Annotated in this window: 13 protein-coding genes; 5 read left to right on the plus strand and 8 right to left on the minus strand. The window is 74.8% G+C overall.

Annotation, left to right across the window (positions count from 1 at the left end; genetic code table 11):
- Positions 1 to 10 precede the first annotated feature (10 nt).
- A complete protein-coding gene (locus V6U89_RS05515) occupies positions 11 to 616 on the plus strand; it encodes an NUDIX hydrolase (protein WP_442933870.1) in 606 nt (201 codons plus the stop codon).
- 24 nt (positions 617 to 640) lie between these two features.
- Here the strand turns inward: V6U89_RS05515 and V6U89_RS05520 are convergent, their stop codons facing one another.
- Entirely contained in the window at positions 641 to 1,732 is a 1,092-nt protein-coding gene (locus V6U89_RS05520; protein ID WP_334569535.1) for a mannose-1-phosphate guanylyltransferase, read from the minus strand.
- Between the two features lie 63 nt (positions 1,733 to 1,795).
- On the minus strand, positions 1,796 to 2,941 hold the full coding sequence (locus V6U89_RS05525; protein ID WP_179803182.1) for a glycosyltransferase family 4 protein: 1,146 nt from the start codon (positions 2,939 to 2,941) through the stop codon (positions 1,796 to 1,798).
- A 151-nt stretch (positions 2,942 to 3,092) separates the two neighbouring features.
- On the opposite strand from V6U89_RS05525, the gene V6U89_RS05530 reads away from it, so the two are divergent.
- Positions 3,093 to 3,782 carry a TIGR03089 family protein gene (locus tag V6U89_RS05530; protein WP_334569536.1) on the plus strand — a complete coding sequence of 230 codons (690 nt, stop codon included), beginning with the start codon at positions 3,093 to 3,095 and terminating at the stop codon, positions 3,780 to 3,782.
- Positions 3,783 to 3,820: 38 nt separating this feature from the next.
- Here the strand turns inward: V6U89_RS05530 and V6U89_RS05535 are convergent, their stop codons facing one another.
- Positions 3,821 to 5,869, minus strand: a complete 2,049-nt coding sequence (locus V6U89_RS05535) for an acetoacetate--CoA ligase (protein ID WP_334569537.1) — start codon at positions 5,867 to 5,869, stop codon at positions 3,821 to 3,823.
- 172 nt (positions 5,870 to 6,041) lie between these two features.
- The gene (locus V6U89_RS05540) at positions 6,042 to 6,560 is read right to left on the minus strand and encodes an acyl-CoA thioesterase (RefSeq protein ID WP_334569538.1); all 519 of its coding nucleotides are present in this window, start codon (positions 6,558 to 6,560) and stop codon (positions 6,042 to 6,044) included.
- Positions 6,561 to 6,583: 23 nt separating this feature from the next.
- Here V6U89_RS05540 and V6U89_RS05545 point away from each other — a divergent pair, with 23 nt between their 5' ends.
- Entirely contained in the window at positions 6,584 to 7,246 is a 663-nt protein-coding gene (locus V6U89_RS05545; RefSeq protein WP_334569539.1) for a hypothetical protein, read from the plus strand.
- Between the two features lie 67 nt (positions 7,247 to 7,313).
- Here V6U89_RS05545 and V6U89_RS05550 read toward each other — a convergent pair whose 3' ends face one another.
- Positions 7,314 to 8,477 (minus strand): acyl-CoA dehydrogenase family protein, encoded by a 1,164-nt coding sequence (locus V6U89_RS05550; protein ID WP_334569540.1) that lies wholly within the window; start codon positions 8,475 to 8,477, stop codon positions 7,314 to 7,316.
- 249 nt (positions 8,478 to 8,726) lie between these two features.
- Between V6U89_RS05550 and V6U89_RS05555 the strand changes: the two genes are divergently transcribed.
- Both V6U89_RS05555 and V6U89_RS05560 read left to right on the plus strand, forming a co-directional pair.
- On the plus strand, positions 8,727 to 10,154 hold the full coding sequence (locus tag V6U89_RS05555; RefSeq protein ID WP_334569541.1) for a UDP-glucose dehydrogenase family protein: 1,428 nt from the start codon (positions 8,727 to 8,729) through the stop codon (positions 10,152 to 10,154).
- A gap of 157 nt (positions 10,155 to 10,311) precedes the next feature.
- A complete protein-coding gene (locus V6U89_RS05560; RefSeq protein ID WP_334569542.1) occupies positions 10,312 to 15,216 on the plus strand; it encodes an SCO7613 C-terminal domain-containing membrane protein in 4,905 nt (1,634 codons plus the stop codon).
- A 381-nt stretch (positions 15,217 to 15,597) separates the two neighbouring features.
- Here the strand turns inward: V6U89_RS05560 and purE are convergent, their stop codons facing one another.
- From purE to V6U89_RS05575, 3 genes are all read right to left on the minus strand, one after another.
- Positions 15,598 to 16,089 carry a 5-(carboxyamino)imidazole ribonucleotide mutase gene (purE, locus tag V6U89_RS05565; RefSeq protein ID WP_334569543.1) on the minus strand — a complete coding sequence of 164 codons (492 nt, stop codon included), beginning with the start codon at positions 16,087 to 16,089 and terminating at the stop codon, positions 15,598 to 15,600.
- Positions 16,086 to 17,246 (minus strand): 5-(carboxyamino)imidazole ribonucleotide synthase, encoded by a 1,161-nt coding sequence (locus tag V6U89_RS05570; RefSeq protein ID WP_334569544.1) that lies wholly within the window; start codon positions 17,244 to 17,246, stop codon positions 16,086 to 16,088. The genes purE and V6U89_RS05570 overlap by 4 nt, the downstream gene beginning before the upstream one ends.
- 74 nt (positions 17,247 to 17,320) lie before the next feature.
- Positions 17,321 to 19,357 (minus strand): thioredoxin domain-containing protein, encoded by a 2,037-nt coding sequence (locus V6U89_RS05575; protein WP_334569545.1) that lies wholly within the window; start codon positions 19,355 to 19,357, stop codon positions 17,321 to 17,323.
- Between the last annotated feature and the right edge of the window lie 95 nt (positions 19,358 to 19,452).

Here is a 19,452-nt window from a genome sequence, read left to right on the forward strand (position 1 = left end):
GAGTGTCGGGGTGCCCGACGTCTCCGCCACCACCGACCCCGCCCGCCCTCCGTCCCCGTCCGCCGGCGAGGCGGCGCTGCACGCCGACGCGGTGGCGCTGCTGAACGGGTGGACGGCGACCAGCCCCGCCGCCGCCGAGGCGCGGGACCGCACCCTGGAGCTGCTGACCGCCGGGCCGGTGGCGATGGGCCGCAGCCACCGTCCCGGGCACGTCACCGCCAGCGCGCTGGTGCTGGACGCCACCGGCGACCGGGTGCTGCTCTGCCTGCACGGCAAGTTCCGCCGGTGGGTGCAGCTCGGCGGGCACTGCGAGCCGGCCGACCGCACCCTCGCCGGGGCCGCGCTGCGCGAGGCGACCGAGGAGTCGGGGATCGCCGGACTGGTCGTCGACCCGGTGCCGATCGACGTGGACATCCACCCGGTCGCCTGTCAGGGCGGCTCGCTGCACCACGACGTACGCTTCGCGGTCTTCGCCCCGCCCGGCGCGGTGGAACGGGTCAGCGACGAGTCCGAGGCGCTGGGCTGGTTCCCGCCGGACCGGCTGCCCGAGCCGCTGGCCGGCGGGACGGTCCAGCTCGTCGCGCCGGCCCTGGCCGCGCTGCGCCGCCGCGCCTGAGCTGGCGACCGGCGGCGAGGCGGGTCAGACCAGGCCCTCCTCGCCGCGCTCCTTGAGCGCGTCGACCAGCACCTTGACGTCCTGGGCGCGGTCGCGCGGGCAGACCAGCACCGCGTCCGGGGTGTCCACCACGATCAGGTCCCGCACCCCGAGCGCGGCGACCAGCCGGCCGGACTGCGGCACCACCACCAGGTTGGCGCAGTCGTGCAGCAGCACGCCCGGCTTGGCGTCGGTGCCGAGCACCACGTTGCCGGCCGGGTCGGCGGGGAGCACGTCACCGAGGGTGTGGAAGTCACCGACGTCGTTCCAGCCGAAGTCGCCGGGCACCGTCGCGACCCGGCCGGCGGTCGCCGCGCCCTCCATCACCGCGTAGTCGACGGAGATCTTCGGCAGCGTCGGCCAGACCGTGCCCAGGATGTCGTCCTGCTCGGGCGTGCCCCAGGCGGCGGCGATGGCGCTCACCCCGGCGTGCAGGGCCGGCTGCTGGCGGGCCAGTTCGGCGAGGAAGACGTCCACCCGCCAGACGAACATGCTGGCGTTCCAGAGGTGCCGCCCCGAACGCAGGTACGCCTCGGCGACCGGCGCGGCCGGCTTCTCCTTGAACTCGGTGACCGGGCGCAGTGGACCGTCGCCGATCGGCTCGCCGGTCTCCAGGTAGCCGTAGCCGGTCTCGGCACGGGTCGGGGTGATGCCCACCGTCATCAGCAGACCCCGCTCCGCGCCGCGTACCGCCGCGCGCACCGTCTCCACCCAGGCGTCGGCGTCCCGGATCAGGTGGTCGGCCGCGAAGGAGCCCATCACCGCCTCCGGATCCCGCTGCGCGATCACCGCGGCGGCCAGCGCGATCGCCGCGCAGGAGTCCCGCGGCGAGGGCTCCACCAGGATGTTCTCCTCGGGCACCCCGGCGAGCTGCCGGGCCACCGCCGCCGCGTGCGCCGCGCCGGTGACGACCAGGATGTGCTCCGGTGTGGTCAGCGGCGCCAACCGGTTGACGGTCGCCTGGAGCAGCGAGGCGCTGGTGCCGGTGAGCGGGTGGAGGAACTTGGGGTGCCCCGCGCGGGACAGCGGCCACAGTCTCGTGCCACTGCCACCCGCCGGGATGACGGCGTAGAGCATCAGCACATCATGCCCGAACCGTTTCGGGGCGGACGCGGGGTCGTTCGCCGAGTCGTCGCACGCTCAAGCCCGGGCCCGGCTCCACGCCGCGATGTGCACCTCGGCGCTGGACCCCCAGGTGAACTCCTTGGCCCGGTCGAAACCGGCCTTGGCCAGCGAGAGCCGGCGCTGCTCGTCGTCGAGGAGAGCGGCCAGGTCGGTGGCGATCTGGTCCGGGTCCTCGCTGGTGTAGGCGACCGCGTCGCCACCCACCTCGGGCAGCGAGAGGCGCGGGGTGGTGAGCACCGGGGCCGCGCACGCCATCGCCTCCAGGATCGGCAGCCCGAACCCCTCGCCGTACGACGGGTAGGCGGCCACCAGCGCACCGCCGAGGAAGCCGGGCAGGTCGGCGTAGCGCAGGTAGCCCGGGCGCAGCAGGCGCAGGTGCGACGGCACCTCGGCCACCGCGCGGTCGATGTCGTCGTCGTGCCCCTGGCCGCCGGCCACCACCAGGGCCGGCGGGTTGTCCCGGTCGCCCACCGCGCGGGCCCAGCCGCGGATCAGGTTGGGGACGTTCTTGCGCGGCTCCTTGGCGCCGAGGAAGGCGACGTAGCTGCTGTTGCCCAGCCCCAGCCGGGCCCGGACCCGGGCCTTCTCCTCCTCGCTGGGCGCGTGGAAGGCCGCGTGGTCGACGCCGTGGTAGGCGACGTCGATCCGGGTGGGATCGGCGTCGAGCAGCCGGATCAGCTCGTCCCGGGTGGCCTTGCTCGGCACGATCACCCGGTCGGCCCGGCGCAGCGAGGTCTTGATCGCGCTGCGGAAGAACGTCCGCCGGGACTTGTCGTAATGCTCCGGCTCGGTGAAGAAGGTCGCGTCGTGCACGGTCACGGTGACCGGACAACCGGCCCGCAGCGGGCAGGTGTAGAAGGGCGAGTGCAGCACCTCCGCGCCGACCTGCTGGGCGAGCAGCGGCAGGCCGGTCTGCTCCCAGGCGAGGCGGGCGGGCCGGTGCGCGACGGCCGCCGGGGCGGGGATGACCTCCGCGCCCGGCAGCATCCGGGTGTAGCGCTCCAGGTCGGTGCGGAGGCTGACCACGACGAGGTCCACCCCCGAACCGCACACGGTGCCGAGGGCGCCGAGGAGGCCGTCGACGTATCTACCGACGCCGCCACGGTCGGCGGGGACACTCGTGGCGTCGATGAGCACGCGGGGCGGGCGACCGGCGGTCACGGGGCGACTCCTTGAACTGGCGGGTCTGTGGGGAACAACACTCCGGGCAAGCCTACGCCGGAGCCCGGTCCGGACGCTGACTGCGACCCGACGGTACGCCGACTTGTCATCGTCATCGAGTACGGGTCTCGGCGGCGTATCGTTCGCGCCGATGGCCGAGAACATTGCCCGGGTCTTCGCCGACGCGATCGCGACCGACCCCGCCCGCCCCCTGCTGACCTGGTACGACGACGCCACCGGCGAACGCACCGAACTCTCCGGCGCGACCCTGGCGAACTGGGTGGCCAAGACCGCCAACCTGCTCGTCGACGAGCTCGCCCTCTCCCCCGGCGACGCCGCCGCGGTGCTGCTCCCGGCGCACTGGCAGACCGCCGCGGTGCTGCTGGGCTGCTGGTCGGCGGGGGTGACGGTGGCCGACACGCCGGGCGACGTGGACGTGCTCTTCGCCGCCGCCGACCGGGTCGCCGAGGCGACCGCCTGGCCGGCCGGGGACCGGTACGCCCTGGCGCTCGCCCCGTTCGCCGCCCCGCTGCGCGAGGTGCCGGCCGGTTTCGCCGACTACGTGGTCGAGGTACGCACCCACGGCGACCACTTCACGCCGTACTCCCAGGGTGGCCCGGGCGACGCGGCGCTGCTGGCTCGGGCGGCCGACCGCGCGACGGAGCTGTGCATCGCCGCCGGCGACCGCCTCCTGGTCGACACCGCCCGGCACCCCGACCCGGTCGACTGGCTGCTCGCCCCGCTGGAGCGGGGCGCCAGCATCGTCCTCTGCGGCAACCTCGACGCCACCCGGCTCGACGGCCGGGTGGCGTCCGAGAAGGTGACCCGGATCCTCGCCTGAGCCGGGCCCCGCGACCCGCGCCGGCGGGGCGGGGCGGGTCAGGCGGGGGTGGGGGTGTCGTGGTCGCTGGCGCGGCGCTGGGCGAAGGTGGCGAAGGCGGTCAGCGACTCGGGGTTGACCAGGGCGCCCTTGGCGGCGGCCGAGTCCACCGGGGTGCCGGTGAGGATCTTCTTGACCGGCACCTCCAGCTTCTTGGCCGACAGGGTGCGCGGCACGGCGCGGACCTGGTGGATCTCGTCCGGGACGTGCCGGGGCGACAGGGCGGTGCGCAGCTCGCGGCAGATCTTCCGGCGCAGCGCGTCGTCCAGCTCCAGCCCTTCGGCGAGGACCACGAAGAGCAGCAGCTCGCCCGCGCCGCCCTCGTCGTCCTCCAGGTGCACGACCACCGAGTCGACGACCTCGTCCAGCCCCTCGACCACCGAGTAGAACTCCGCGGTGCCGAGGCGCACGCCGCCCCGGTTCAGGGTGGCGTCCGAGCGGCCGGTGATGACACAGCCGCCCCGGTCGTTGATCGTGATCCAGTCGCCGTGCCGCCACACCCCGGGGTAGACCTCGAAGTACGCCTCTCGGTAGCGGCGGCCGTCCGGGTCGTTCCAGAAGCCCACCGGCATGCTCGGCATCGGCGCGGTGATCACCAGCTCGCCCAGCTCGCCGATGACCGGGGTGCCGTCGGCGGAGCGGGCCTCCACCCGCGCGCCGAGCGCCCGGCAGGTGATCTCACCGGCGTGCACCGGCAGCAGCGGCACCCCACCGACGAACCCGGTGCAGACGTCCGTGCCGCCGGAGAGGGACTGGAGCTGGAGGCTCTCGCCGACCGTCTCGTACACCCAGGTGAAACCCTCGGCGGGCAGCGGCGCGCCGGTCGACCCGACCCCGCGCAGCGCGGAGAGGTCGGCGATCTCCCGGGGCACCAGGCCGGCCTTGCGGCAGGCCAGCAGGAACGGCGCCGAGGTGCCGAAGTACGTCGTCCGGGTCTCCTCGGCCAGCCGCCAGAGCGCACCCAGGTCGGGGTGGCCCGGGTTGCCGTCGAAGAGCACGATGGTCGCGCCCACCGCCGGGGCGGAGACCAGGAAGTTCCACATCATCCAGCCGGTGGTGGTGAACCAGAAGAACCGGTCGGCCGGGCCCAGGTCGTGGTGCAGGGCGAGCATCTTCAGGTGCTCCAGCAGGATGCCCCCGTGCCCGTGCACGATCGGCTTGGGCAGGCCGGTGGTGCCGGAGGAGTAGAGCACGTAGAGCGGGTGGTCGAACGGCACCGGGGTGAAGGTCAGCGGCTCGTCGGTCGGGGCGGCCAGCTCGTCCCAGCCCAACGCGCCCTCGGGTGCGGCCTTGATTCGGTCCGGAGCGCCGCCTAGCGGCGCGGAGGCCGAATCATGGCCGTCGGCGCCCGCCGGGTCGAGGTAGGCGATGCCGACGGTGTGCTCCAGCGAGGGCAGGGCGGCCCGGATGGCGGCCACCTCGCCGCGCCGGTCGACCGGCTTGTCGCCGTACCGGTAGCCGTCCACGGCCACCAGCACCTTCGGCTCGATCTGCTGCCAGCGGTCGGTGACGCTGCGGGTGCCGAACTCCGGCGCGCAGGAGGAGAAGATCGCGCCGAGGCTGCTGGTGGCCAGCAGCAGCACGTACGTCTCGGGGATGTTCGGGGCGTACGCGGCCACCCGGTCCCCGGCGACCACGCCGAGCCGGCGCAGCCCGGCCGCCACCCGGCGGACCTGCTCACGCAACTGCGCGGCGGTCAGCGTGACCGGCGCGCGGGTCTGGCCGTGCGCGATCACCACCGGGTCGTCGTCGGAGCGGCCCGGCATCCGCAGCACGTTCTCGGCGTAGTTCAGCGTCGCCCCGGGGAACCAGCGGGTGCCCGGCATCGCCGGGTCGGTCAGGGTCGCCGTCGGCGGGGTGTGGGCGACGACCTCGAAGTGGTCCCAGACCGAGCGCCAGAACGCGGACAGGTCGTCGACCGACCAGCGCCACAGCGCGTCGTAGTCGGCGAAGTCCAGCCCGCGGTGCTCACGCAGCCAGCGCAGGTAGTTCCCGATCCGCGACCGCTGGAGTACGTCCGCCGGCGGCGTCCACAGCACGTCACCCACTGCTCCACCCTCCCTCGGGCCCCGCACCACACTGTGAATGGGCCGTGGCGCCATCTTGCCCTACCTCGAAGCGTCATTCTCCGCACCCGGCGCCGGTGAGGGGGCGTGGCCGGCCCACACGCCGGACCGGCCACCTGTGTGGGCCGCGCCGGACCGGCGCGGGCGGGACGCCTCAGCCGGCCCGGTGCGCCTGGATGGCCCGACGCCGGGCCAGCCGGTGCGCCCGGCGGATCTCCGCCTCCCGGAACCGGCGCTCGTCCTCCGGGGTCTCCGGCAGCACCGGCCGGACCGCCCGGGGCGCGCCGCCCACGTCGACACCGACGAAGACCAGGTACGCGGTGCCCACCCGGACCGGCTCGTCCTCGGCCGAGTCCCAGCGCTCGGCCACCACCCGGACGCCCACCTCCATCGAGGTCTGCCCGGTCCAGTTCACCTGGGCGTGCGCGTGCACCAGGTCGCCGACCCGGACCGCCTCGGAGAAGACGATCTCGTCGATGGCCGCGGTCACGGCGGTGCCCCCGCTGTGCCGCGCGGCGGCGGCCCCGGCCACGTCGTCGACGAACTTCATCAGCACCCCGCCGTGCACCGTCCCGTAGAGGTTGACGTCGACGGCGGTCATGATGCGGCTCAACGTGACCCGGGAGTACGAGGTGGGCTTGCCCGGCGGGGCGGCGGAGGGGTGCTCGGTCATGGCGGAAACGGTACGGTGCGCGGATGCGACATCTCTGGAGCTTCCTCGCCGGGTTGGTGGTGGCGCCCATCACCTGGGTGCTGATCACTCTCGGGCAGGACGGGTCGGGTCGGACCGTGAACCGCTGGGTGGAGATCGGTACGTACAGCACGCCCAACCTGATCGAGCCGGCCGTCTACCTCGGCGTCGCCGGCATCCTGCTCGGTCTGCTCGGCACCCTGCGCATCTCGCCGCTCGGCCCCCTCGTCGCCGGGCTGCTGCTGGTCATCCCGTACGTGGGGATGTTCATCGCCCCGTTCACCGTGCTCGACAAGATTCCGGACAACTGGAAGGTGCTCGGGGACCCGCTGCCGCTGGACCAGCCGGTGCGGAACGGCACGCTGTTCCTGATCGGCCTGCTGCTGCTGATGGCGACCTTCAGCGTGCAGCGGTGGCGACAGTGGCCGGCGCCGTCGACCGGGGCGGAGCTGACCCCGGCCGACGACACACCACCGGAGAACACCTTCACCCTCGGCGACTGGCCGCCGTCCGGGGCGCGGAGCGAGCAGGACACCGCCCCGCTCACCCTCGGCTACCCGGACGTGGGCACCCCCACCGAGCCGCTGCCCCGGCGCAGCGGCGCGGAGTCGCCATGGACCGCGCCGCCCCGCTACGGGTCCGCGAGCGACAGCACCGACAACCGTTGACGGCTGCGGGCGGGCCGGAGAACCGGCCCGCCCGCCCGACGCGTCGTCGTCAGCCCTTGAGGAGTCGTCAGCCCTTGAGGAGCTGACGGGCCATCACGATGCGCTGCACCTGGTTGGTGCCCTCGTAGATCTGGGTGATCTTGGCGTCCCGCATCATCCGCTCGACCGGGTAGTCGCGGGTGTAGCCGTAGCCGCCGAGCAGCTGCACCGCGTCGGTGGTGATCTCCATGGCGGCGTCGGAGGCGAAGCACTTGGCCGCCGCGCCGAAGTAGGTCAGGTCGGCGTCGCCGCGCTCCGACTTGCCGGCCGCCGCGTACGTCAGCTGCCGGGCCGCCTCCAGCTTCATGCCCATGTCGGCGAGCATGAACTGGATGCCCTGGAACTCCGCGATCGCCTTGCCGAACTGCTTGCGCTCGGCCACGTACCCCTTGGCGTAGTCGAGCGCGCCCTGGGCGATGCCGACGGCCTGCGCGGCGATGGTGACCCGGGTGTGGTCCAGGGTCTGCATCGCGGTGGCGAAGCCGGTGCCCTCGGCGCCGATCATGCGGTCGGCCGGGATCCGGACGTTGTCCAGGTAGACCTCGCGGGTCGGGGAGCCCTTGATGCCGAGCTTCTTCTCCGGCGCGCCGAAGCTGACCCCGGCGTCGGCCTTCTCCACCACGAAGGCGGAGATGCCCCGGGACCGGGCTGTGGGATCGGTCACAGCGAAGACGGTGTAGTACTCCGACACGCCCGCGTTGGTGATCCACCGCTTCACGCCGTTGAGCACCCAGTGGTCGCCGTCGCGCACCGCCCGGGTGGTCATCGACGCGGCGTCGCTGCCCGCCTCCGGCTCGGAGAGGCAGTACGAGAACATCGCGTCGCCCGAGGCGACCCGGGTCAGGTACTTCTGCTTGAGCTCCTCGGAGCCGGCCAGGATCAGCGGCATGGTGCCGAGCTTGTTCACCGCCGGGATCAGCGAGGACGAGCCGCAGGCCCGCGCCACCTCCTCGATCACGATGGCCGTGGCCAGCGCGTCCGCGCCGGCGCCGCCGTACTCGACGGGGATGTGCGGGGCGTGGAAGTCCGCGGCCCGCAGCGCGTCGTAGGACGCCTTGGGGAACTCACCGGTCTCGTCCGCCTCGGCGGCGTTCGGGGCCACCTTCGCGGCACAGACCTCACGGACCGCCTCCCGGATCGCCTCGTGCTCCTCCGGCAACCGGTAGACGTCGAACGACTGCTCTGCGGCCATGTCGGCCCTCCCCTTTCACCGCTATCATGCGCAGTCTGTGGCGTTTTGAAGGTCCGCCGACTGCCGCAGGGTGAAGGATAGCTACCAGGTCCGACCGGACCTTACCGGCGGGTAGGCTCGCGCACGACAGGCGTCGACACGGCACAACTACCCTCACACCAGACGACAAAGTTCCCTCGGCGCCGGCCATGGCGCCCCAGCCGAACGCGACGCAGCGACGCGCCGCCAGTGCGAGCGGAGAAGACAGGCGTGACGATCCCGTACCCGAACATCCAGCCGGTACCGGCCATCACCCCGGTGACGCCGCCCTCGGGTGCCCCGCGACCGCGGGTGACCTTCCTCGGGACCGGTTACCTCGGCGCGACGTACGCCATCTGCTACGCCGAGCTGGGTTACGAGGTCCTCGGCTTCGACGTCGACGCGAACAAGATCGCCAAGCTGAACGCGGGCGAGGTCCCGATCCACGAGCCGGGCCTGGACGAGCTGCTCCGGCGCAACCTCGCCGCCGGTCGGCTGCGCTTCAGCACCGACATCGGCGAGGTCGCCGACTTCGGCGACGTGCACTTCATCTGCGTGGGCACCCCGCAGCGCGCCGACGGGATGGGCGCCGACCTGTCGTACGTCGAGGCGTCGGTGACCAGCCTGGCCCAGCACCTGACCCGCAAGGCGCTGATCGTCGGCAAGTCCACCGTCCCGGTCGGCACCGCCGAGTGGGTGGAGCAGCTCGTCGGCAAGCACACCCCCAGCGACCTGGGCGTCGAGGTGGCCTGGAGCCCCGAGTTCCTCCAGGAGGGCTTCGCCGTCGACGACGTGCTGCGCCCCAACCGGATCGTGGTCGGCGTCAAGACCGAGTGGGCCAACGGCATGCTCTACGCCGCCCACAAGGGCGTCTTCGACCTGGCCGCCACCGAGGACCGCGAGGTACCCCTGGTGGTCACCGACTTCGCCACCGCCGAGCTGGTCAAGGTCGCCGCGAACGCCTTCCTGGCCACCAAGATCTCCTTCATCAACGCGATGGCCGAGGTCTGCGAGGCCTCCGGCGGCGACGTCACCCAGCTGGCCCGGGCGATCGGCTACGACCCGCGCATCGGCAACCGGTTCCTCCAGGCCGGGCTCGGCTTCGGCGGCGCCTGCCTGCCCAAGGACATCCGCGCCTTCCAGGCCCGGGCGCAGGAGCTGGGCGCCGGCGAGGCGCTGCGCTTCCTGCACGAGGTGGACCTGATCAACCTCCGCCGCCGTACCCGGGTCCTCCAGCTCGCCGCCGACCTGCTCGGCCGCCGCTCCGGCCCGGCCGGCCCGGACTTCTCCGGCACCCGGATCGCCGTGCTGGGCGCCACCTTCAAGCCCAACACCGACGACGTCCGCGACGCCCCGGCGCTCGCCGTCGCCGCCCTGCTCGCCAAGTCCGGCGCGGACGTGCACGTGTACGACCCGCAGGGCACCGAGAACGCTCGCCGGGTGGCCCCCGAGCTGACCTACGAGGCCAGCATGAACGACGCGGTGACCGGCGCCGACCTGGTCTGCGTGCTCACCGAGTGGGCCGACTTCCGCAACGCCGACCCGGTCGTCCTCGGCGAGCTGGCCGCCGGGCGCAAGGTGGTCGACGGGCGCAACTGCCTCGACTCCACACTGTGGACCCAGGCCGGCTGGGAATACCGCGGCATGGGCCGCCCCTGACGGGTACGCGCCGACGCGCCGGCCGGGAAGCACCGCTTCCCGGCCGGCGCTCGTCGTTGTGCCGAATCGCCAGCGGCAGGTGTCGAAATCCGCGCCGGGGCAGGGCATGCTCGACACTGGAGGTCCACAGTGCGGGCCGGCCGGGTGGAGGGGTGTCGTGGAGAGCTTTCAGTGCTCCTCGTGCGGGCGGCAGATTCAGCCGGCCGCCCGTTGCCCGCACTGCGGCGCCGAGCAGCCGCAGTGGCGGGAACACCTGGCCGAGATCGAGCGGTCCATCGCGGAGATGAAGGCGCGCGAGGCGGCCATCCTCGCCGAGCAGCGGCAGATCGCCGCCAAGATGCAGGCCGCCCTCTTCCAGCGCGACATCCTCGCCCACGCCGGTGAGGAGCGGACCAGGCAGGCCACCCGCCCGCGCCGGGTGCTGCGCCGCAAGCCCGGCCGCCGGCCCCCGACCGCAGCCACCGGCGCCCCGCCCCGGGTGCCCCGGCAGGGCGCCGCGCCGCCCGGGTCCGACGACGGCCCGCCGCCGCCCCCGCGCGCCGCCGCCACCTGGCTGGACGCCGACGATCCGGAGCACCCGCCGGAGGCGTCCTCCCGCGAGGTGCAGAACATCCCGCTGGGGCTCGGCGCGCTGCTGCTGGCCGTGGCCGCGGTGGTCTTCGCCGCCGTCGCGACCAGCTCGATGGACGCCCTCGCCCGGCTGGGCATCCTGCTGGTCGCCACCGTGCTGCTGCTGCTCGCCCCACCCGTGCTCGCCCGGCGCGGGCTCACCTCGACCGCCGAGACGATCGCCGCGGTCGGCCTGCTGCTGGTACCGCTGGCCGGGTACGCGCTGTGGGCGGTGGACCGGATCGGCGCCGGCGGTGCCTCCGGTGCGGTCTTCTCCGGGGTGATCTTCGCGGTCACCGCCGCCGTCGCCCTCGGGTACGCCCGGGGCACCGGCCTGCGCGCGCCCCGCTTCGCCGCCGTGCTCGCCGTCCAACCGGTGGTGCCGCTGCTGGCGTACGACCGGATCACCGGCCCCGGCGGGTGGGCGTTCGCGCTGACCGTCGTCGCCGTGCTCGACCTCTGGCTGGCCCGCTCGTCGCTGCTGCTGGAACGCCCGGTCCGCCGCGACCTGCCGGTCGACCCGCCGGCGCCCCGGCAGCGCACCGCCACCGAGGGTCGGCCCGAGGCGGCGCCCGAGGAGGCCGGCGAGGTGCTCGGCGAGACGGCGGCCGCCCCGGCACCGGGCGAGGTCGTCCGGCCGGTGCCCTGGCTGCCCGAGGTGACCTGGCTGCTGCACGGCGCGGCGGTGGCGCTCGCCCTGGCGTACGCGGTCACCGCGCTGCTGCGGGCGGCCACCGTACCGGTGGCCACGGTGGCCGGCGCGGCGCTGCTGCTGGCCGCGGCGGTGGCCCTGGCCGGCGCGCTGGTGCTGCGGCGACCGCCGCTGCCCGACGTGGCCGCCGGCATCATGACGCTGGCCGTCATCGGGGCGCTGGGCCGGATCGCCTCGGTCGCCTACCCCGGTCGGGCACTGCTGCTGATCGCCGCCGTCATCACCCTCACCGGGCTGGCCGTGCGGGCCGTACCGGAAGCGGCCCGGCGCGGACCGCAGTTCGCCGCCGCAGCGGCGCTCACGGTCAGCGGGGTGGTCGTCGCCGGCGGCGCCCTGCGCGCCGGCCTGGCCCCGGCCCGCGCGGCCCTACCGGCCTGGAACGCCGACCTGACCCGGTTCCCCGGCGAGCTGGCCGCAGCGGTCGGCCCGGCGGCCTGGCAGCTCGCCGCCAGCGCCCTGCTGCTGACCGTGGCGGCGGTGCTCGCCCTGCCTCCCGAGATCCGCCGCGAGTTCGCCGTGGTCGGCGCCGGGTTGACCGCGCTCGCCGTGCCGGCCTCCCTCGGCCTCGGCTGGGCGGCCGCGCCCTGGCCGATGGTGCTGGCCGCGGTGGGCATCGGGGTGCTCGGCCTCTCCGCCGCCACCACCCGAGCCGCGCTGGTGCACGCCGTCACCGCGACGGTGGTGGGCGTGATCGGCGCCGGGGCCGCGCTGAGCCGGCCCGCGCTGACCGCGGCGGCGCTGGTCACCCTCGTCGTGGCGGGGGCGCTGGTCGCGCTCGCGCCCCGGGTGCGGATCACCCCGGCGGCGGCCGACACGCTCTCCGGCTGGGCGGCCGGCGGGGCGTCGTTCGCGCTACCGGGCGCGGTGGCCGCCTTCGTCGCCGCCACCGAACCGGCCGTCCCGACGCCCACCCCGGCGATGCTGCGCGAGCTGACCGTCCCGATCCTGGCCGCCGCCTTCCTCGCCGTCTGCGTCACGCTGGGCTACGCGGCCATGGTGCAGGTCTCCCAGCGACACATCGCGCTGCCGCACGCGGCCGGCACGGCGCTCGGCGCGCTCGCGGTCGTCGCCGCCGCCTTCGGCGCCCCCGGCACCACCGCCGCCGACGCCTGGGTGGGCGGGCTGCTGCTGGTCGCCACCGTGCTGCTGCTGCTCGCCCCGCGGATCGACGCGGGCCGCCGCTCCGACCTCGCCCTCGACGGCTCCGACCTGGCCGCCGCGGCGGTCACCGCCGCGCTGATCGCCACGCTGGCCCGGATCGCGGCGGTGATCTCCGCCGGCGGACAGCTCGCGGTGGCCGCCGCGCTGGTGCTGCTGGTCGCCGTCGCCGCCCGGGCGATGCCGGAGGGGTGGCGCCGCGGTCCGGTGCTCGGGATCGCCGTCGGGGGCATCCTGATCGGCCTGCTCGCCGGCTGGTCGGCGCTGCGCGGCGGGGTCGGCGTGCTCGCCACGCCCGGCCCGATCTGGGCCGGTGACCTCACCGGCTGGCCGGCCGCACCCACCGGCGGCAGCACCTGGCAGGCGCCGGTGGCGCTGGCGATGCTCGGCACGGCGGCCGGGATCCTGCTTCCGCCGCCGTGGAAGTACGACATCGCCGGTGCGGCGGTCGTGCTCGCCACCATCGGGGCGCCCGCCGCGTTCGACCTGCCCTGGTGGTCGCCGGTGCTGGTCGGGACGATGGTCGCCACGGTCCTCGGAATGGCGGCGGTGGCCTCGGCCGACCCGCGCGCCGGGCTCTCCCGGGCAGTCGCGGCCGGTGCGGTGGCGCTGCACGCTGCGGCGGCCGGGCTGGTCCGGCCGTGGACCACCGCGCTGGCGCTGGGCGCCATCGCGCTGATCGGCCTGGTCGTCGCGGCGCTGGCCCGCGGGCTCGCCCCGTCGCTGGCGGAGGACGTGGAGACCGAGGGGATGCCGCCGCACCTGGTGCGGATCGGCGGCGCGGCGGCCGGGGCGGCCCTGCTGGCGCTGCCGGGCGCGGTCGCCGCGCTGGCCGCCGAGTTCGGCCACTCGGCCCAGGTGGTGCTGACCGGCGCGCTGGCGGCGTCCAGCATCGGGCTGGCCGGGGTCGCCGCGGTCCGCCGCCAGGTGCCGCAGTACCTGCCGTACGCGAGCGCGGCGATCGTCGGCGGCGCGACGGTCAGCGCGCTGGCCGCCATCTTCGCCCACCTCCCCTCCGGCGTGTACGCCGCTGCGGCGGCGCTGCTCGGGGTGCTCGCCGAGCTGGTCCGGGCGGCCACCGTCCCGCCGGTCGGCTCGGCCCAGCCGGTACGCCGGTGGGCCGTGCTGCTGGACGGCGCGCTGCGCCGGCTGCCGGACGACGGCACCCGGCGCCGCTGGCGCATCAGCCCGGCCGTCGGCGCCTTCGCCGCGGCGGCGCTGCCGACGGCTCTGGCCCTGGCCTCGCTCGCGCCGCTGCTCTACATCGCCCTGGTGGAGCCGCACCGGATGCTCTCCCGGGTCTGGCAGGGACCGCCGCCGGAGCTGCTCACCCCGCCCCCGGAGGCGGTCGACCCGACCCACGTGCTGACCGCGCTGCTGCTCACCGCGACCGCGGCGCTGGCGGCCACCGGGCTCAGCGGCGGGCGGCGCGCGCGGGCCGTACCGGTGGTCCTGCCGGGGCTGGCGGTGACCCTGCTGATCACCCCGGTGGCGCTCGGCCACGCCTGGCCGGAGAGCGCCCTGGCGGCGCTGGCGGTCTTCACCATCTCGATGCTCGGGCTCGCGCTGACCCCGCCGCCGCCGCTGGCCGAGCCGGCCCGGTCGCTGCGGGTCACCCGGGTGCTGGTCTTCGCGATCGGGCTGGCCGGCGGCGGCGCCGGGCTGGCCGGCAGCCTCGGCACCCAGGGCCTGACCCTGTTCACGTTGGGCGGGGCGGTGGGCGTCGGCACCGTCGCGGCGCTCTACGGCACCACCCAGCGGGCGCGCATCCTCGGCTGGCTCTTCGCCTCGCTGATGGCGCAGCTCTTCGTGCTCACCGCCGGGCTGGTCGCCGGGCTCGCCGCCGTCTGGTCGGCGTTCGGGGTGCTGGCGGTCGGCGCGGCGTTGCAGGTGTTCGCGGCGACCCTGCCGAGGCTGCGCCGCCCCGAGGCGCAGCCCGAGGCGGCCACCGTGGAGTGGGCCGGGTACGCGGCCGCGCTGATCGCCCTGGCGCTGGCGTACGACTCGCCCCGGCACATCGCCGCCCTGCTGGCCGCCTGGGGTGCGGTGCTCGGGATCGCCGCGAGCCGGCCGGGCCGCCGCCCGCTGGAACGGCAGATCCTGTTCTGGGCGGTGGTGGCCTGCGAGATCACCGCCTGGTGGATCATGATGCGGGTCGCCGACGTGGCGCTGCCGGAGGCGTACACGCTGCCGTTCGCGGCGCTCGCCCTGCTGGTGGGGGTGCTGGAGCTGCGGCACCGGCCGGACCTGTCGAGCTGGGTGGCGTACGGGCCGGCGCTGGTCACCGCGTTCGTGCCGACCCTGGCGATCGTGCTGGCGACCGAGTCCAGCATGCTGCGGCAGGTGCTGCTGCTGCTCGGCGCGGTGGCGGTGCTGATCTTCGGCACCACGAGCCGGCAGCAGGCGCCAGTGATCGTCGGCGCCACGGTGACCGCGATCGCGGCGGTGCACGCGCTGTTCAGCCTCGGCCCGTGGCTGGTGCTGATCCCGGTCGGCGTGGTGCTGCTGGTGCTGGGCGCGAGCAACGAGCGCCGCCGCCGTGCCCAGGAGCGGTTGCAGACCGCGCTGCGTGGCATGAGGTGAATCGGAGGGTCCCTGTGGCGTGGGTGCCGTGTTGCGCAGAGCGTGCGGGGTGGTCGCGTGGGGTCGGGCCGGGGGACGGGTGGTCGCGTGGGGGTCGGGCCGGGGGACGGGTGGTCGCGGGTGACGAAAGCTCCCGCCCGCGCCCGACCCCGCGCCGCGTTTGCTCTGCTGCCCTCCACGCGACACTCACGCCGAGTGAGGACCCGTCGAGGGGTCGATCCCCGGGCGTATCGGGTTTCGGCTGTTCAAGGCGGTGTTGCCGTTGAGGCGGCAGAGCAAAGGGAGCGAACCTGGGATCCGGGGGCGCGGCACGGTGGGCACGCTGGGTGATGCCGCCTGGGATCACTGACAGTGAGCGCCGTCGTCGGGTGTGTGGAGCGGTCAGGCGAGGGAGGCGCGGAGGGCGGCGTCCTTCTCGGCCACCATCTCCTCCAGGCTCGCCTGGAAGGCGGTCATCCGCTTCAGCAGCGCCGGGTCCGCGGCGGCCAGGATGCGGACGGCGAGCAGGCCCGCGTTGCGGGCGTTGCCGATCGACACGGTGGCCACCGGCACCCCGGCCGGCATCTGCACGATGGAGAGCAGGGAGTCCATCCCGTCGAGGTGCTTCAGCGGCACCGGCACGCCGATCACCGGCAGCGGGGTCACCGAGGCGACCATGCCGGGCAGGTGGGCCGCGCCGCCCGCCCCGGCGATGATCACCTTGACGCCACGGTCGGCGGCGGAGCGGCCGTACTCGATCATCTTGACCGGGGTGCGGTGGGCGGAGACGACGCCCACCTCGTAGGGCACCCCGAACTCGTCCAGCGCCTCGGCGGCGGCCTTCATCACCGGCCAGTCCGAGTCGCTGCCCATGATCAGCCCGACGGTGCTCACGCTCGCCCCTCCCGCAGCCAGGAAGCGGCCCGCGCCGCCCGTGCCCGTACCTCGTCCAGGTCGTTGCCGAGCACCGTGACGTGCCCGATCTTGCGGCCCGGCCGCACCTGCTTGCCGTACAGGTGGACCTTGGCGCCCGGCTCGGCGGCGAAGAGGTGGTGCAGTCGCTCGTCGATGGAGATGCCGCCCGGCTCGCCGCCGAGCACGTTCGCCATCACCACCACCGGCGCGGTCAGCGAGGTGTCCCCCATCGGGTAGTCGAGCACGGCCCGCAGGTGCTGCTCGAACTGCGAGGTCCGGGCACCCTCGATGGTCCAGTGCCCCGAGTTGTGCGGCCGCATGGCCAGCTCGTTGACGACCAGGCCGGCGTCGGTCTGGAACAGCTCCACCGCCAGCAGGCCGACCACGTCGAGCGCGGTGGCCAGGTCGATGGCGAGCTGCTGGGCGGCGAGCGCCAGCTCCTCCGGCAGGTCGGGCGCGGGGGCGAGCACCTCGACGCAGATCCCGTCCCGCTGCACGGTCTCCACCACCGGGTACGCGGCGACCTGCCCGAACGGCGAGCGAGCCACCTGCACGGCCAGCTCCCGACGCAGCGCCACCCGCTCCTCGACGATCAGCGAGGTGCCGCCGGCGAGCAGCGTCGCGGCCAGCTCGGCGGCCCGGGTCCGGTCGTCGACCATCCAGACGCCCCGGCCGTCATAGCCGCCGCGGGCGGCCTTCAACACCACCGGCCAGCCGGTCTGCTCGCCGAAGGCGACCAGGTCGGCGGGCTCGGCGACCGGCCGCCAGGCCGGATTCGGCGCGCCCAGTGCACCGAGGCGCTCCCGCATGATCCGCTTGTCCTGCGCGTGCAGCAGGGCGTCGGCGGCCGGGAAGAGCTTCACGCCCTCGGCGGCGAGGGCGCGGATGTGCTCGGTGGGCACGTGCTCGTGGTCGAAGGTGACCACGTCGCAGCCCTTGGCGAAGGTGCGCAGCGCGGAGAGGTCGGTATGGTCGCCGTACTGGACGTCGGAGGCGACCAGGGCGGCGCCGTCGTCCGGGGCGAGCGCCAGCACGCGCAGTGACTGGCCGAGGGCGATGGCGGCCTGGTGGGTCATCCGGGCCAGCTGGCCTCCGCCCACCATGCCGACGACGGGCAGACCGGTACGGGAATCCATAGCGCCGCCAGCCTATCCGGGCGGCCGGCGATCACCATCGCGAGGGGCACGGCCCGCCAGATCGACTCCGGGCGTCAGCCGAGCTGGGCGACCAGGTCGTCGACCGAGGTCACCGGCCGCTGGCAGACGAAACCCCGGCAGACGTACGCGGTGGGCCGCCCGTCGACCAGCGGCCGGTCCGCGAGCAGCGGCACCCCCGGCTGGTCCGGTCGGCCCGCCACCACCACCGCGCCGGGCGGGGCGTGCCGCACGGCGGCCGCCACCAGCGGGTCACCCACCGGGTCGTCGGTGGCCACCGCGATCTCGTACGGCCCGGAGAGCAGCGCCTCCCCCACCGTCGCCGCGTAGCCGGTGAAGCGGGCGTGCCGCCCGACGATCGGCGCGACGGTGGCCAGCGCCGCCTCGGCCGCCTCCCGGTACCGGCTCTCCCCGGTCAGCGCCGCGTACGCCACCAGCGCCGCCACGATCGCCGAGCGCCCCGACGGGGTGGCGTTGTCGGTCGGGTCGGCCGGCCGGGCGACCAGCTGCTCGGCGTCGTCGGCGGTGTCGTAGAAGCCGCCGCCCGGGGCGGCGAACCGGGCCAGGGCCACGTCGAGCAGCCCACCGGCCAGCTCCAGCCAGCGCCCCTCGCCGGTGAGCTGGTGCATCGCGCAGAACGCCTCGGCCACGCAGCCGTAGTCCTCCAGCACGCCGGCCGGCTCGCCGACCACCTTGTCCCGGGACGCCCGGCGCAGCCGCCCGTCCACGATGTGCACGGCGGCCAGGTGCTCGGCGGCGTCGCGCATCGCACCGTCGACGACGATGGTGACGCCCTCCATCAGGTTGGCGTCCTCGTCGTCGGGCGAGGCGTAGAGGGCGGCGACCCGGAGGAACTCGGCTATCGCGGTGATCGCCAGGCCGTTCCAGGCGGCGACCACCTTGTCGTCGCGGGCCGGTTGCGGGCGGGTGTCCCGGGCGACGAGCAGCCGGCCGACGACGTCCCGCCAGCGGGCCCGGATCTCCGGGTCGGCGTCGTCGACGTCGCGGGCCAGCCGCAGCACGCTCGTGCCGTGCTCGAAGGTGCCCTCCTCGGTGACCTCGAAGAGGTCGGCGGCCCAGCGGCCGTCCTCCTCGCCGAGCGCCTCGACGAGCTGGGCCGGGGTCCAGGCGTAGGTCAGCCCCTCGACGCCCTCGGTGTCGGCGTCCAGCGCGGAGGCGAAGCCCTCCCCCGCCCGGTGCAGCTCGTCGGCGAGGAACCGGGCGGTGTCCCGGGCCACCCGCCGGGCCATCCGGTCGCCGGTGAGCCGCCAGAGCTCGGCGTAGCACCGCAGCAGCAGGGCGTTGTCGTAGAGCATCTTCTCGAAGTGCGGCACGGTCCAGTGCGCGTCCACCGAATAGCGGGCGAAGCCGCCGGCGAGCTGGTCGTGGATGCCGCCCCGGGCCATCGCCTCGGCGGTGTGCCGGGCGATCTCCAGGCTGCGCGGCGAGCCGGTGCGCCGGTGGTGCCGGAGCAGGAAGAGCAGGTTCATGTGCGGCGGGAACTTCGGCGCCCCGCCGAAGCCGCCGTTCGTCGCGTCGTACTCGCGGGAGAGCTGGTCGGCGGCGGAGTCCAGCAGCTCGGCGGTGAGCGGGGCGGTCGGGCCGCCGACGGCCTGGGCGCCGCCGATCGCCTCGACCACGGCGGCGCCCTGGCGCAGCACCGCCTCACGCTGGTCGCGCCACGCGGTGGCGACCGACTCCAGCAGCCGGACGAAGTTCGCCCGGGGGAAGTACGTGCCGCAGAAGAACGGGGTGCCGTCGGGGGTGGCGAAGACCGTCATCGGCCAGCCGCCCTGCCCGGTCATCGCCTGGGTGGCGGTCATGTAGACCGCGTCGACGTCCGGCCGTTCCTCCCGATCCACCTTGATCGCCACGAAGTCGTCGTTGACCAGCGCCCCGACCTGCTCGTTCTCGAACGACTCGTGCGCCATCACGTGACACCAGTGGCAGGCCGCGTAGCCCACCGAGATCAGCACCGGCACGTCGCGCCGCTTCGCCTCCGCGAACGCCTCCGCGCCCCAGGGCCACCAGTCGACCGGGTTGTCGGCGTGCTGGAGCAGGTACGGCGAGGTCGCGTCGGCGAGTCGGTTCACCCGACGACCATATCCAGCCGGGCGGGCCCGCGCCGGTCGGACCGACGGCAATGACGGGGCCTTCCGTAGTTCACTTTCATCTATTTATATCTGTG

It is taken from the genome of Micromonospora sp. CPCC 206171, assembly GCF_036906755.1.
GTDB lineage: Bacteria > Actinomycetota > Actinomycetes > Mycobacteriales > Micromonosporaceae > Micromonospora > Micromonospora purpureochromogenes.

What these genes read in the sequence shown, in the direction of transcription:
- V6U89_RS05520 (WP_334569535.1), bottom strand. Translation starts at nt 1,732, where the DNA reads ATGCTCTACGCCGTCATCCCGGCGGGTGGCAGTGGCACGAGACTGTGG.
- V6U89_RS05530 (WP_334569536.1), top strand. Translation starts at nt 3,093, where the DNA reads ATGGCCGAGAACATTGCCCGGGTCTTCGCCGACGCGATCGCGACCGAC.
- V6U89_RS05540 (WP_334569538.1), bottom strand. Translation starts at nt 6,560, where the DNA reads ATGACCGAGCACCCCTCCGCCGCCCCGCCGGGCAAGCCCACCTCGTAC.
- V6U89_RS05545 (WP_334569539.1), top strand. Translation starts at nt 6,584, where the DNA reads ATGCGACATCTCTGGAGCTTCCTCGCCGGGTTGGTGGTGGCGCCCATC.
- V6U89_RS05550 (WP_334569540.1), bottom strand. Translation starts at nt 8,477, where the DNA reads ATGGCCGCAGAGCAGTCGTTCGACGTCTACCGGTTGCCGGAGGAGCAC.
- V6U89_RS05570 (WP_334569544.1), bottom strand. Translation starts at nt 17,246, where the DNA reads ATGGATTCCCGTACCGGTCTGCCCGTCGTCGGCATGGTGGGCGGAGGC.